13 protein-coding genes are annotated in these 14231 nt (G+C 71.0%); 9 read left to right on the top strand and 4 right to left on the bottom strand.

Going from position 1 to position 14231, the window contains the following annotated elements:
- Positions 1-7 precede the first annotated feature (7 nt).
- On the bottom strand, positions 8-1243 hold the full coding sequence (gene xseA, locus JO379_RS21950; RefSeq protein WP_209516543.1) for an exodeoxyribonuclease VII large subunit: 1236 nt from the start codon (positions 1241-1243) through the stop codon (positions 8-10).
- Between the two features lie 109 nt (positions 1244-1352).
- Entirely contained in the window at positions 1353-2705 is a 1353-nt protein-coding gene (locus tag JO379_RS21955; protein WP_130879677.1) for an APC family permease, read from the bottom strand.
- Between the two features lie 96 nt (positions 2706-2801).
- Here JO379_RS21955 and JO379_RS21960 point away from each other — a divergent pair, with 96 nt between their 5' ends.
- Together JO379_RS21960 and ppgK are read left to right on the top strand one after the other, a co-directional pair.
- Positions 2802-3824 carry a 4-hydroxy-3-methylbut-2-enyl diphosphate reductase gene (locus JO379_RS21960; RefSeq protein WP_207303969.1) on the top strand — a complete coding sequence of 341 codons (1023 nt, stop codon included), beginning with the start codon at positions 2802-2804 and terminating at the stop codon, positions 3822-3824.
- Between the two features lie 80 nt (positions 3825-3904).
- Positions 3905-4669, top strand: coding sequence for a polyphosphate--glucose phosphotransferase (gene ppgK, locus JO379_RS21965; protein WP_209516546.1), 765 nt, complete (start codon positions 3905-3907; stop codon positions 4667-4669).
- Here the strand turns inward: ppgK and JO379_RS21970 are convergent.
- Positions 4566-5180, bottom strand: coding sequence for a DUF6542 domain-containing protein (locus JO379_RS21970; RefSeq protein ID WP_130879680.1), 615 nt, complete (start codon positions 5178-5180; stop codon positions 4566-4568). The genes ppgK and JO379_RS21970 overlap by 104 nt on opposite strands.
- 228 nt (positions 5181-5408) lie before the next feature.
- Between JO379_RS21970 and ychF the strand changes: the two genes are divergently transcribed.
- Positions 5409-6497 carry a redox-regulated ATPase YchF gene (ychF, locus tag JO379_RS21975; protein ID WP_130879681.1) on the top strand — a complete coding sequence of 363 codons (1089 nt, stop codon included), beginning with the start codon at positions 5409-5411 and terminating at the stop codon, positions 6495-6497.
- Positions 6498-6559: 62 nt separating this feature from the next.
- Here the strand turns inward: ychF and JO379_RS21980 are convergent, their stop codons facing one another.
- Positions 6560-7141 (bottom strand): Uma2 family endonuclease, encoded by a 582-nt coding sequence (locus JO379_RS21980; RefSeq protein WP_209516549.1) that lies wholly within the window; start codon positions 7139-7141, stop codon positions 6560-6562.
- 292 nt (positions 7142-7433) lie between these two features.
- Here JO379_RS21980 and JO379_RS21985 point away from each other — a divergent pair, with 292 nt between their 5' ends.
- From JO379_RS21985 to JO379_RS22010, 6 genes are all read left to right on the top strand, one after another.
- Complete coding sequence (locus JO379_RS21985; RefSeq protein WP_130880285.1) at positions 7434-8186, top strand: GntR family transcriptional regulator; 753 nt, start codon at positions 7434-7436, stop codon at positions 8184-8186.
- A 279-nt stretch (positions 8187-8465) separates the two neighbouring features.
- Complete coding sequence (locus JO379_RS21990; RefSeq protein WP_130879685.1) at positions 8466-10133, top strand: APC family permease; 1668 nt, start codon at positions 8466-8468, stop codon at positions 10131-10133.
- 193 nt (positions 10134-10326) lie between these two features.
- The gene (locus JO379_RS21995; RefSeq protein ID WP_130879686.1) at positions 10327-10506 is read left to right on the top strand and encodes an SPOR domain-containing protein; all 180 of its coding nucleotides are present in this window, start codon (positions 10327-10329) and stop codon (positions 10504-10506) included.
- Between the two features lie 62 nt (positions 10507-10568).
- Entirely contained in the window at positions 10569-11018 is a 450-nt protein-coding gene (locus JO379_RS22000; protein WP_130879687.1) for a (deoxy)nucleoside triphosphate pyrophosphohydrolase, read from the top strand.
- A gap of 87 nt (positions 11019-11105) precedes the next feature.
- On the top strand, positions 11106-11525 hold the full coding sequence (locus JO379_RS22005) for an ATP-binding protein (protein WP_130879688.1): 420 nt from the start codon (positions 11106-11108) through the stop codon (positions 11523-11525).
- A 194-nt stretch (positions 11526-11719) separates the two neighbouring features.
- Positions 11720-14230 carry a SpoIIE family protein phosphatase gene (locus JO379_RS22010; protein ID WP_130879689.1) on the top strand — a complete coding sequence of 837 codons (2511 nt, stop codon included), beginning with the start codon at positions 11720-11722 and terminating at the stop codon, positions 14228-14230.
- The last annotated feature ends 1 nt before the right edge of the window (position 14231 follow it).

The raw sequence follows: 14231 nt of genomic DNA on the forward strand, positions 1-14231 counted from the left end.
CCCCAGCCTATGCGGGCGGTGTGACGGCGGGGGGCGCGGCAACGGCCCGCACCGTGAACTCGCCCTCCGCGACCCGGGCCCGCAGCTCCTCCTCCGGCGTCACCTCGCCGGCGTCGCGCACCACCGAGCCGTCCGCGTGCTGGAGCACCGCGTAGCCGCGCCGCAGGGTCGCCGCCGGGGACAGCGCGACCACGCGCGCCCGGGTGTGCGCCAGTTCGGAGTCCGCCCGGTCCAGCAGATGCCCGAGCGTGCGCCGGCCCCGCTCCGCGAGCGCGGAGATCTGCTGCTCCCGCTCGTCCACCATCCGCTGCGGCCGTTCCATGCACGGCCGCGCCCGCGCCGCCGCGAGGCCGCGCTCCTCGCGGTCCAGGTGCGCGGTGACACAGCGCAGCGCGCGCTCCCGCAGCTGCCCGACCCGGGTCAGCTCCTCGCCCACATCGGGCACGACCCGCTTCGCCGCGTCGGTGGGCGTGGACGCGCGCAGATCGGCGACGAGATCGAGCAGCGGCGAGTCCGGCTCGTGGCCGATCGCCGACACCAGCGGCGTACGGCACGCGGCCACGGTCCGCACGAGCTGCTCGTCCGAGAACGGCAGCAGGTCCTCCACGCTGCCGCCGCCGCGGGCCACGATGATCACGTCCACGTCCGGCGCGGCGTCCAGCTCCTCGATCGCCGCCACGACGCCCGGCACGGCGTGCACGCCCTGCACGGGGACGTTGCGCACTTCGAACCGCACGGCGGGCCAGCGGTGCCGGGCGTTCTCCAGCACATCCCGCTCGGCCGCGGAGGCCCGCCCGCAGACCAGCCCGATGAGCTGCGGCAGGAACGGCAGCGGCCGTTTGCGCTCGGCGGCGAACAGCCCCTCCGCCGCCAGGGACTTCTTCAACTGCTCCAGCCGCGCCAGCAGCTCCCCGACCCCGACCGGCTTGATCTCGGTCGCCCGCAGCGACAGCGAGCCACGCGGCGCGTACCACTCCGGCTTGGCGTGCACGACGACGCGCGCGCCCTCCGAGACGACGTCGGCGATCTGGTCGAAGACGCTCCGGTAGCAGGTGACGGACAGGGAGATGTCGTGCGAGGGATCACGCAGCGTCAAGAACACGACGCCCGCGCCGGGCCGTCTCGAGAGCTGGGTGATCTGCCCTTCCACCCACACGGCGCCCAGCCGGTCGATCCAGCCGCCGATCAGCCGGGACACCTGACCGACGGGGATCGGGGCCTCGGGGGAGGTGTTGAGAGCCATGGGGTGAGGGTAGCGGTGTCGCCACATCAAGCCCGTCCGGCGATTGAGGACGCGCCCGCAGGGCGCCCGCCGCCGCAGGCGGCAGACGGCCCGCAGTCGGCAGACAGCCTCACTCCGGCGTCGTACGCCGCAGCGCCTGCGCGCCCAGCACGCCCAAGCCGGCGGCCAGCCACACCGCACCGACGAAGCGGGCCGTGGCCGCCGCCTCGACGATGACCGCGACCGTCACCACCAGTCCCAGCAGCGGCAGCACCACATGTCGCACCAAGCGGGGCGTCCCGCCCCGCTTGCGGACCGCGAACCAGCCGATCACCGACAGGTGCAGCAGAGCGAAGGCCACCAGCGCGCCGACGTCCACGACCGACACCAGCCGGTCCAGCCCGTCGTCCCGTCGGGCGGCCCACACCGCCGCGACCAGCGTCACCGCCGCCGCGGCCAGCAGGGCCAGGCGCGGCACCCCCGACCCCCGGTCCACCTTCGCCAGAAGATTCGGCAGCCGCCGCTGACGGGCCATGGCGAACAGCAGCCGGCCGGCCGCCGCCTGGCCCGCCAGGGCGGCGAAGGCCGCGCCGATCGCCTTGCTGACGGCCACCAGGTCGTGCAGCCAGGTCCCCGTCGCCGAGTCGACCGTGTCGTAGAACGCCGACCCCTGGTTCTCCGGCTTCGCCGCCAGCTCCGCCGGTGACATCGGCGCGAGCAGGGCGGCGAGGTAGGTCTGCGCGACGAACAGCACGCCCGCCACCACCAGACACGTCAGCACCGCCCGGGCCACCCGCTCCGAACCGCCCGTCGCCTCCTCCGCGAAGGAGGCGATCGCGTCGAAGCCCAGATAGGAGAGCACCGCGACCGACACCGCCCCCAGCACGGCCGTCATGGAGAAGCCGCCCTCACCGGTCAGCGGTGACAGCCAGCCGCGCCGCGCCCCGTCCTGGGCCAGCGCGACGACCGCGGCGACCAGGAAGACCAGCAGCACGACGATCTCCATGGCCAGCACCAGGAAGCCGACCAGCGCCGCGGCCCGTACGCCCGACAGGTTCAGCGCGGTCGTCACGACCACGGCGATCGCCGTCCACACCCACTGGTGGACGCCCGGCACCAGCGCGTGCATCGCGATGCCGGAGAAGAGATACGCGACCGCCGGGATCAGCAGATAGTCCAGCATCGCCATCCACCCGGCGACGAACCCCGCACCCTCGCCGAGCCCCAGACGCGCGTACGTGAACACCGACCCCGCCTGCGGGGCGACCCGCACCATCTGCGCGTACGAGAAGGCCGTGAAGGCCATCGCGACCGTCGCCACGAGATAGACGAGCGCCACGGCCCCGTGCGACTTCGCGTCCAGCGTGCCGAAGACGCCGACCGGTGCCATGGGGGCGATGAAGAGCAGGCCGTAGACGACGAGGTCCCGGAAGGACAGCGTCCGGCGGAGCGTGCCGTCACCGTCGGAGGGTGGTGCGGACATGGAGGCCCCCTCGCTGGTGCGGCGGATCGTTCCCCCAGCTTCGGCCACCACGCCGGTCCGCCCGGCCGGGACGCGCCGGTGGGCCGGGCCCGTACGATGGACGGCATGACTGCTACGCCCGCCCGTAAGGTCCTGCTCGCCGCCCCCCGTGGCTACTGCGCGGGTGTCGACCGCGCCGTGATCGCCGTCGAGAAGGCTCTGGAGCAGTACGGTGCGCCGGTCTATGTGCGCCACGAGATCGTTCACAACAAATACGTGGTCAAGACCCTCGAGAAGAAGGGCGCCATCTTCGTCGAGGAGACGGCCGAGGTCCCCGAGGGCAACATCGTGATCTTCTCGGCGCACGGAGTCGCGCCGGTCGTCCACGACGAGGCCGCCCGCGGCAAGCTCGCCACGATCGACGCCACGTGCCCTCTGGTCACCAAGGTCCACAAGGAAGCCGTCCGCTTCGCCAACGAGGACTACGACATCCTCCTCATCGGCCACGAGGGCCACGAGGAGGTCATCGGCACCAGCGGCGAGGCCCCGGACCACATCCAGCTCGTCGACGGCCCCAAGGACGTCGCCAACGTGGAGGTCCGTGACGAGTCCAAGGTCGTCTGGCTCTCCCAGACCACCCTCTCCGTCGACGAGACGATGGAGACCGTGGACGCGCTGAAGACCAAGTTCCCGCAGCTCATCAGCCCGCCCAGCGACGACATCTGCTATGCCACGCAGAACCGTCAGATCGCGGTCAAGCAGATGGGCGCGGACGCCGACCTCGTGATCGTCGTCGGCTCCAAGAACTCCTCCAACTCGGTCCGTCTCGTCGAGGTCGCCCTCGGCGCGGGCGCCCGCGCCGCCCACCTCGTGGACTTCGCCGACGAGATCGACGAGGCCTGGCTGGAGGGCGTGCGGACGGTCGGTGTGACCTCCGGCGCGTCGGTGCCCGAGATCCTCGTCGAGGGCGTCCTGGAGTGGCTCGCCGAGCGCGGCTACGCCGACGTCGAGGTCATCACGGCCGCCAAGGAGTCCATCACCTTCTCGCTCCCCAAGGAGCTGCGCCGGGACCTGCGGGCCGAGGCGGCGGAGCTGTCGGCGGAGTCGGCTGCATCGTCCGAGTCGGCTGAGACCGCCTGAGACCGCCTGAATCCGCCTGAGCCGGTCCGCCCGGACCGTACGGGGGGTGTCGCGCGGCGGCACCCCTTAGCGTGGTCGTCATGGACGTATTCGGCGTGGACATCGGCGGATCGGGCATCAAGGGCGCACCGGTCGATCTGGCCCGGGGTGAGTTGGCGGAGGAGCGTTTCAAGGTCCTCACCCCCCATCCGGCGACCCCGGATGCGGTGGCGGACTGCGTCCGCGAGGTCGTGGAGCACTTCGGCTGGTCCGGCGGTTCGATCGGGGCGACCTTCCCCGGTGTGGTGGTCGACGGGACGACGCGCACGGCCGCGAACGTCTCCAAGGACTGGATCAACCGGGACGCGGCGGGTCTGCTGGGCGAGCGGCTCGGGGCGCCGGTGACGCTGCTGAACGACGCGGACGCCGCCGGGCTCGCCGAGATGCACTACGGCGCGGGCCGCGGCCGCAAGGGCACCGTCATCGTCCTCACCTTCGGTACCGGCATCGGCAGCGCCGTGTTCATCGACGGCAGGCTCGTGCCCAACACGGAGCTCGGCCATCTGGAGCTGCGGGGGCACGACGCGGAGACCCGCGCCTCGACGCGGGTCAAGGAGGACAAGGGCCTGAGCTGGGAGCGCTGGGCCAAGCGCGTCGAGAAGTATCTGCTGCACGTCGAGAATCTCTTCTCGCCCGAGCTGTTCGTGATCGGCGGCGGCGTCAGCCGCAAGGCGGACAAGTTCCTGCCGCTGATCAAGAGGGTCAGCGCGGAGATCGTTCCCGCCCGGCTGGAGAACAGCGCGGGGATCGTGGGGGCCGCGATGGCCGCTTCCGCTGCCGGTTCCGCTCCCGCCTTCGCGCTCTGATCAGCGCGATCCTGCGGACGAGGGCGATCAGCGCGGCCAGCAGGGTGCCGGCGTAGAGCCATCCGGCGTTCAGCGACAGCAGGGTGATCAGCCCCATGAGCTGGGTGCCGAAGCCGCCCCCGCCGCCGCTGATCGGCACCCCGCCGACGGCGTACGCGATGGGCGCGCTGATCGGCGCGGTCACCAGGTCGGCGGGCCGCACCCACAGCGCGCAGGCCGCGCTGCCGATGATGAAGAACACGCCGTAGACGGCGGGGGAGCCGTCCAGCAGCGCCGCGTCGCCCGCGCCGATGGCCAGCATCCCGAGCGCGGTGAGCAGCCCGCTGCCGAGCCCCGTCAGCCGGGCCGCCGGCATCCGGTCCAGCGCCCGCCGCAGCGGCGGCACCCCGGGCCCGGGCCCCGACCGGTAGACCGTCGCGTGCTCGCCCTGTCCCACGGGGGCAGCGGGGCGCGGCACGGGGGGCGTGCGGCGGGCCTTGCGCTGCGGGGTACGTGTGCTGGGTTGCTCCACCCGACCAAAGTAGGTCGGGAAGCGGGAGGAATCCGGCGTTGGACACGCGCTTTGGGCCACCTTGCCCAAGCGTTCGAAGGACTGCCCGTTCGGGGCGGGGTCGCGGCGCGGACCCGTAGACTGGTTGACCGGCCCCCGGGGGCCGGGACCCTTCACACCATTCCCGGACGACGCGCGGCGAACCGCCGCCCGCGCCGCTACGGGAATCTCGCTACGGGAAGTCGCCACGTGTCGCTCACGATCGGAATCGTCGGCCTGCCGAATGTCGGCAAGTCGACCCTGTTCAACGCCCTGACCAAGAACGACGTACTGGCGGCCAACTACCCGTTCGCCACCATCGAGCCCAACGTCGGTGTCGTCGGTGTCCCCGACCCCCGGCTGCAGAAGCTCGCGGAGATCTTCGGTTCGCAGAAGATCCTCCCCGCCACGGTCGACTTCGTGGACATCGCGGGCATCGTGCGCGGCGCCTCGGAGGGCGAGGGCCTGGGCAACAAGTTCCTCGCGAACATCCGTGAGTCCGACGCGATCTGCCAGGTCATCCGCGCCTTCAAGGACGAGAACGTCGTCCACGTCGACGGCAAGGTCTCGCCCAAGGACGACATCGAGACCATCAACACCGAGCTGATCCTCGCGGACCTCCAGTCCGTCGAGAAGGCCGTCCCGCGCCTGACCAAGGAATCCCGTCTCCAGAAGGAGAAGGTCGCGGTCCTGGCCGCCGTGGAGTCCGCCCGGAAGATCCTAGAGTCCGGCCAGACGCTCTTCTCGGCCGGCATCACCAAGGGCACCGAGCAGGGCGACCTGCTGCACGAGCTGCACCTGCTGACCACCAAGCCGTTCCTCTACGTCTTCAACGTCGACGAGGACGAGCTGGTCGACGAGGACTTCAAGAACGAGCAGCGCGCCCTGGTCGCCCCGGCCGAGGCGATCTTCCTCAACGCGAAGATCGAGTCCGAGCTGATCGAGCTGGACGACGACGAGGCGCTGGAGCTCCTGCAGTCCATGGGCCAGGAGGAGCCCGGCCTGGCCACCCTCGGCCGCGTCGGCTTCGCCACCCTCGGCCTGCAGACCTACCTGACGGCCGGCCCGAAGGAAACCCGCGCCTGGACCATCAAGAAGGGCGCCACGGCCCCCGAGGCGGCCGGTGTCATCCACACCGACTTCCAGAAGGGCTTCATCAAGGCCGAGGTCATCTCCTTCGACGACCTGATCGCCACCGGCTCCGTAGCCGACGCCCGCGCGGCCGGCAAGGCCCGCATGGAGGGCAAGGAGTACGTGATGGCGGACGGCGACGTGGTGGAGTTCCGCTTCAACGTCTGATCGCGAACGCATACGTCAGAAGGGGCTGCACTCCCAGGAGTGCGGCCCCTTCTCGCGTCGATTCACCCGCCCTTGCGCGGCGTGAGCTTGTCGAGGTCGAGGCCGATCTCGAACGGCAGCTCCCGCTGGAGGGTATGGCGGAAGATCCCCGCCGGGGCGTAGACCCCGGTCGGCTCGTCCAGCTCGTAGACATGGACGACAGGCGCACCGTCCTCGTCCTCGATGCACCAGTAGTGCGGGATCCCGGCCTGTGCGTACTTGCGCAGCTTGACCGTGCGGTCGCGGTGCGCGGACTCGGGGGAGACCACTTCGACCACGAGCTGCACGTCCTTCGCCGCGAACCAGGTGCGGTCAGGGTCGAAAGGGGTCGTGGCCACCAGGAGGTCGGGCTCGGGGCGGTTGCGTTCGTCGAGCCGGATGGTCATCTCCCGGCCGACTTCGAGTCCTTCCGGCGCCCGCTCCATGAGGGCGACGGTGAGCATGGTGACAAGGTGGCTGTGCCATGCCCGCTGCGGCAGCATCCTGAAGACGAGGGCCCCGTCGATCAGCTCGGTGTGGCGAGGGGCGTCCGGCAGGCGGTCCAGATCTTCCGCGAACCATCCCTCGGGACGGGGCGGAATCATCCAGTCGGGCAGTGCGGTCATGGCTCCACCGTAGCGAGGCGCAGGACGACCGGTCAGGGGATCGCGCCGACGCGTTTCCTTGGTTGCCGCACCACCGACCCCGCCCCGCGCGGGGTCACGCTCCGTATCCGGGTGTTCCGCGAGGTATGAGGAGATGTGCCCCGGGGCAGTGCTGCGTGCATGTGCGCGCGTCGCCCGATCACGCGCCGCTGAGCTGCAATTCACCACATCTAGTGAATCCTTGGCCTTGAGTTGCGGACCACAACCATCGGTTGCCAAGCTGTTGCGGACTGTCAACTTGATGGGAGTGGACGTGGCCTTCGGTGACCAGCCCGCATATCTCCGCGTCGCCGGTGATCTTCGCCAGAAGATCGTCGCAGGCGAGTTGCCGCCGCATACCCGACTTCCCTCCCAAGCGCGCATTCGCGAGCAGTACGGGGTCTCGGACACCGTCGCCCTGGAGGCCCGCAAGGTGCTGATGGCCGAGGGGCTGGTCGAGGGGCGGTCCGGGTCGGGGACGTATGTGCGGGAGCAGCCCGTGCCGCGGGCGCTCGTGCGGACGGGGTACCGGTCGGTGGGGGATTCCACGCCGTTCCGGCAGGAGCAGGCCGACGACCGGGTCAAGGGGACCTGGGAGTCGCGCAGTGAGCAGGTGGCGGCCGGTGCCGATGTGGCGCGGCGGCTGCGGATCGCGGTCGGTGACCGGGTGATGCGGACGGGCTATCTCTTCCGGGCCGCGGGGGAGCCGGCCATGCTCTCCACCTCCTGGGAGCCGCTGGCCGTCACCGGGCGGACGCCGGTGATGCTGCCCGAGGAGGGGCCGCTGGCCGGCAAGGGGGTGGTCGAGCGGATGGCCGCCATCGATCTGATCGTGGACAACGTCACCGAGGAGGTCAGCGCGCGCCCCGGGCTGGCCGAGGAGGCGCTGGCGCTCGGCGGGGTGCCCGGCCACTGCGTGCTGGTCGTCTCGCGCACCTATCTCGCGGGGGGCTGCCCGGTCGAGACGGCGGACATCGTCATGCTCGCCGAGCGGCACCGGGTCGCTTACCACCTGCCGGTGAAGTGAAGATGACGTGAAAGTGACGCCGCCGTCTCGATAGCGATTCGAAGGCGGCGGCGGAGAGTTGACGTCCGGATATGTGCCCTACGTCGGCTTGCGCCCCCGGAAGAATATGCGCACTTCGCCCCAGCTTGTCCTGATTAGGCAAGGTGGATCTTTGTGTTGCAAACCTCACATACGCCCAGGTCAGAGCGTTTTTGCGGAACGGACCGTGCCAATTCGCTCGTACGATGGCGCGGTTTGTGTCGTGCCGTGGGGGAGTAGGAAGAAAAGGAGATCCGGGGCTTGAGTACCGAACAGGGTTCCCACTCGAATTACCGCCGGAGCTTGGGCACGGCGGCCCTGACGGCCGTCGGTCTCGGGTCGATCATCGGCTCCGGCTGGCTCTTCGGAGCCGAGCGAGCCGCCGCGCTGGCCGGTCCGGCCGCGATCCTCGCCTGGGTCATCGGCGCCGTCGTGGCGCTGACCATAGCCCTGACGTACACCGAGCTCGGCTCGATGTTCCCGAAGGCCGGCGGCATGGTGCGGTTCGGCCAGTACTCGCACGGCTCGCTCTCCGGGTACATGGCCGCCTGGGCCAACTGGATCGCCATCGTCTCCGTCATCCCCGGCGAGGCGACCGCGTCCATCCAGTACATGAGCTCGTGGGACTTCGGCTGGGCGCAGGGCCTGTTCGACGGCAAGGAGCTCACCGGCACCGGTCTGGCGTGCGCCAGCGTCCTGGTGGTCTTCTACTTCTTCCTGAACTGGTTCGCGATCACCCTGTTCGCCAAGACGAACAACGCGATCACCGTGTTCAAGGTCGTCGTGCCGGTGCTCACGGCGGGCGCGCTGATCTTCGCCCACTTCGACACGAGCAACGTCACCGACCACGGCGGGTTCGCGCCGAACGGCTGGAGCGCCGTCTTCAGCGCCGTTGCCGTCGCGGGCATCGTCTGGGCCTTCAACGGCTTCCAGTCGCCGCTGAACATGGCCGCCGAGGCCCGTAACCCGGGCAAGTCGCTGCCGAAGGCCGTCATCGGCTCGATCCTGATCGCCCTGGTGATCTACATCGCCCTCCAGGTCGCGTTCCTGATGGCCGTCCCGGCCCAGGACCTCACCGCGGCCGGCGGCTGGAACGCGCTGGGCTACAAGTCCCCGCTCGCGGACCTCTCCATCGCCTGGGGCCTGAACTGGCTGGCGCTGCTGCTCTACGCGGACGCCTTCGTCTCCCCCTCCGGCACCGGCATGATCTACGCGGCCACCACCTCGCGCATGATCAACGGCGTCCAGGAGAACGGCCACCTGCCCAAGGTCTTCGGCAAGGTCGACCCCAAGACCGGTGTGCCGAAGCCGGCGCTGCTGCTCAACCTCGTGATCTCGTTCATCTTCCTGGCCGTCTTCCGCGGCTGGGGCTCGATAGCGGAGATCGTCGGTGTGGCCACGGTCATCTCGTACATCACCGGCCCCGTCGCCGTGATGTCGCTGCGCCGCATCGCGCCCGGCATGAAGCGCCCGGTCAAGCTGAAGGCCATGCCGGTCATCGCGCCCATAGCGATGATCTTCGGCTCCCTGGTCATGTACTGGGCGCGCTGGCCGCTGACGGGCAAGGTCATCTTCATCATGGCCATCGGTCTGCCGATCTGGGCCTGGTACGAGCTGCGCAAGCCGTGGGCCGAGCTCAAGCCGCACCTGATGGCCGGCGCCTGGATGGTCACCTACCTGCTGGTCATGGCCTTCGTGTCGTGGGCCGGCGGCACCGAGTTCGGTGGCAAGGGCTACCTCGCCCAGGGCTGGGACATCGTCGTGGTCGCCCTGATCGCCCTCGTCTTCTACGCGTGGGGCGTGCGCAGCGCCTGGCGCAACCCCACCCTGGTGGAGGTCGAGAAGGAGATGACGGCCATGGCCGAGGCCGAGGAGCGCGAAGAGGCGGAACTCGCCAAGGCGGCCGAGAAGGAGGCGGCGAAGGCGTAGCCTTCCCGTTGCCGAACGCTGATTTGGCCACCCACGGTCGCCCGTGGGTGGCCAAATGCGTACCTCTTCGTGAAAACCCGTATCCGCTGCGTAAAGGTCGGGCGTACGCTCGGGCATATGCGGACTGCGGTTTCTTCGGAAGGCGCCGACGGGCGTACGCCGGTGTGCGACGCCACAGCGGAAGGGCGGGACGATGAATGAGACTGGACCGGTCCTGCCCTGGCTGGTGATCCGCCAGGACGAGAACGGCAACCGCTATCGCGTCGGCCGCTACGCCACGAAGACCGAGGCCGAGAAGGTGGCCGACCGGCTGGACACCCACGGTCACCCCCAGCTCTACATAGTGGAGCGCGTGGGGCGGGCGGTCTCGTAAGGGCGCGTCGCGCGCCGTCTCCCGAAGAACGCGCGTGGTCGCCCGGCACATAGGCTCCGCCCATGACGACGGTACGTGTGGTGGTGGGTGGAGCGGTCTTCGACCGGGGGCGGCTGCTCGCCGCGCGGCGCAGCGCCCCGCCCGAGCTGGCAGGCCGGTGGGAGCTGCCCGGTGGCAAGCTCGAGCCCGGCGAGAGCGCCCGGCAGGCGCTCGTACGGGAGCTGCGCGAGGAGCTCGGCGTCGAGGTCGAGCCGCTCGCGCGCATCGACGGTGAGTGGCCCCTGAAGCCGCCGTACGTGCTCCACGTCTGGACGGCCCGGCTGCTGGCGGGCGAGGTCCGTCCGCTCCAGGACCACGACGAGCTGCGCTGGCTCACTCCGGACCGGGTGGACGAGGTGGACTGGCTCGAGGCGGATCGCCCCGCGGTGGCCGCCGCCGCCCGGTTGCTCACTGCTGGAGTGACCGATTCCGATACGCCATCCGTGCCACAGGAGACGGTCCGGGACCACTGAGGAAGATAGTCAGACCCCAGATGCGGGTATGTGCTGATTATTCTCCCCTAATCCGGGCATACCGGTGGGGTCGCAGCGGTCTGGGAAGTGGTCGGCGTGAGCGACAGCGCAGGGACCTTGGCATCCACGCCCGGATTCGCCGAGTGGAGCTTCCCCGCCGAGCCGGGCGCCGTACGGACCGCCCGCACCCTGGTGCGCGACACCCTGGAGGAATGGGGGATGGAGGGCGTCACCGATGTGACGGTCCTGCTGGTCAGCGAGCTGGTCACCAATTCCCTGCGGTACGCGAGCGGCCCGATCGGTGTACGGATGTACTCGCACGCGGGCCCCGTCCTCCTCGTCGAGGTCTCCGACCCGCTGCCCGACCCGCCCCGCGAGCGCGTCGCCGAACCCGACGACGAGGGGGGCCGGGGACTGCAACTGGTGGCACTCGCCTCCCGCCGCTGGGGGACCCGCCGCGGAAACACCGGCAAAACGGTGTGGTTCGAACTGAGCTTGCCCGGTTAGGAACCCGGGGAGGAGACATAGCGGGTTGAGACCGTGCTGTGATCGTGAAGTCCGTGTTCCGAAGGGCCCCTGTGCTGGATACTCGGCCTTCTGATGCCGGTGCGAGCACATGAGCCGGAGGGGACGGGCACGTGAGCGAAAAGCCAGCGGGTACGGCGGGAGCGGACACGCCGGGGGGAACGGACGCCGCAGCGATGTGGCAGAACAGTCCGCCCGGATCCCTCTACGACTACATTCGCGTGGCGTCCTTCTCCCTCGGGCCCGACGGGCGGATCGAGCAATGGAGCGAGCGCGCGGCCGAGCTCTTCGGCATAGACGCCCGGCAGGCCGTCGGCAGGGACCCCCTCGACGTGTTCACCCCCGCCGTACCGGGGCAGCGGAGCGAGCCCGCCGCCCCCTTCCTGAGCGAGGGGGGTCTCGACGGCCGCGAGTGGACCGGCCTCGTCCCCTACCGGCGCGACGGCCAGGAGCCGGGCCTTGCCGAGATCTATGTGATGCCCACCGAGAACGAGCGCGGTGAGCGGGCCGCGCTCTGTGTGGCCGTTGATGTACGAGCCCTGCGGGCGATAGAGACCGACATCGCCGCGTCGGAGGCCGTTTTCGGCCAATCTCCCCTGGGCTTCTTCTTCTTCGGTACGGATTTGACGCTTCTTCGGGTCAACGAGAGCTTCGCCCAGACCTTCGGCCGCCCGGCCGGCTGGCACCGTGGCCGTACCCCGCACGACTTCCTGCCCCGCAACGAGGCCGACCGGCTGACCTCCGCGCTGCGCCAAGTCCTCGAAACCGGCAAGCCGGTGTCGGACATTCAGCTCGTCGGGCCCGTGCCCGGGCGCAGTGAGCGCCGCCGCTGGTCGGTGTCGCTGTACCGGCTGCACAGCGGCAGCGGGCGGCCGATCGGCGTGGCCGCGCTGGCCACGGACGTCACCGGCCGCCGCCGCGCGGAGCGCGAGGCCGCGGGCGTCCGCCGGAACCTGGCGCTGCTCAACGAGGCGGGGGCGCGGATCGGCAACTCCCTGGACCTGGAGACCACGGCGCGCGAACTCCTCGACGTGGCCGTCCCGCAGTTCTGCGATCTGGCCTCCGTCGACCTCTACCAAGGCCTGCTCGTCGGCGACGAGGCGCCGCCCGGCCTCGCCGACGGCAGCGGTGAACTGCGGCGCGTCGCGTACGCCAGCGCGGTGTCCGGGGCGCCGGTCGACGGGACGGACAAGCCCATCCAGGTCGGCGAGGTGCACCGCTACCCCTTCCACTCGCCGTGCGCCGGGGCGCTGCGGACCGCGCACGTCCAGACCGTGCCGCGCCGGGAGAGCGAGGAGGGGCCGGAGCTGGGGGCGGTCGTGCAGTCGACCCTGGTCGTGCCGATGGTCGCCCGGGACACGGTCGTGGGGCTGGTGCAGTTCGCCCGGACGAAGGGCAGCGAGCCGTTCGGCGAGCGGGACACCGCGCTGGCCGTGGAGCTGGCGGCGCGCGCGGCGGTCTGCATCGACAACGCGTGGCTGTACCGGCGCGAGCACGAGCGGGCGCTGATCCTCCAGCGCAGCCTGCTGCCGCCCGGCGCCCCGGAGGCGGCCGGGCTGGAGATCGCCGCCCGCTACCTCCCCGGCAACACGGCCACCGAGGTGGGCGGCGACTGGTTCGACGTCATCGAGCTGCCCGGGCACCGCACGGCCCTCGTCGTCGGCGACGTCATGGGGCGCGGCCTGCGGGCCGCCGTCGCCATGGGCGAGCTGCGGACGGCCGTACGGACCCTCGCCATGCTCGACCTGGAGCCGGCCGAGGTGCTCTCCGCGCTGGACGAGATCGCCCACGGCCTGGGCACACCCGGCGGCAAGCAGTCCGCCTCGCGCGGGGTGCGGGGCAGCGTGCGCGCCGCCGACCTCTCCGAGGTGTACCTGGCGACGTGCGTCTACGCCGTGTACGACCCCGTGACCCGGCGGGCCACGGTCGCCAACGCCGGGCACCTGCCGCCGGTGCTGGTCGAGGCGGGCCGGCCCGCCCGGCTGCTGGACGTGCTGCCGGGCATGCCGCTCGGCGTCGGGGGCGAGCCGTTCGAGGAGACCGAGATCGAGCTGCCGGACGGCGCGCTGCTGGCCCTCTACACCGACGGCCTGGTCGAGTCCCGTGACCACCCCCTCGACGAGGGCCTCCAGGCCTTCCGCGACGCCCTCACCGACCCGGCCCGCCCGCTGGAGGAGGTCTGCGACCACGTACTGAGCGCGCTGGACACCCACCACGGCGAGGACGACATCGCGCTCCTCATGGCACGGCTGCGCGGGCTGCCCGGGACCCATGTGGGTGACTGGACGCTCCCGCCCGAGGCCCGCTCGGTGGCGCGGGCGCGCGAGATGGCCCGCGACATGCTCCAGGCGTGGGACCTCGAAGACCTGGTGGACACCACCGAGCTGCTGGTCAGCGAGCTCGTCACGAACGCCCTGCGGTACGGGGAGGGGGAGATCCGCCTCCGGCTGCTCCTGGACCGCACCCTGGTGTGCGAGGTGTGGGACGGCGGCCTCGTCCAGCCGCGCCGCCGCCGCGCCCGCGACACGGACGAGGGCGGCCGGGGCCTCCAGCTCGTCGGCCTCCTCAGCGCGGCCTGGGGCAGCCGCCGCACCCCGATCGGCAAGACGGTCTGGTTCGAACTCGCCCTCCCCGACGGCGACTCCCCGCCGCCGGACGCGGTGGAGGCCCTGCTGAGCCTGTACTGAG

It is taken from the genome of Streptomyces syringium (genome assembly GCF_017876625.1).
GTDB lineage: Bacteria > Actinomycetota > Actinomycetes > Streptomycetales > Streptomycetaceae > Streptomyces > Streptomyces syringius.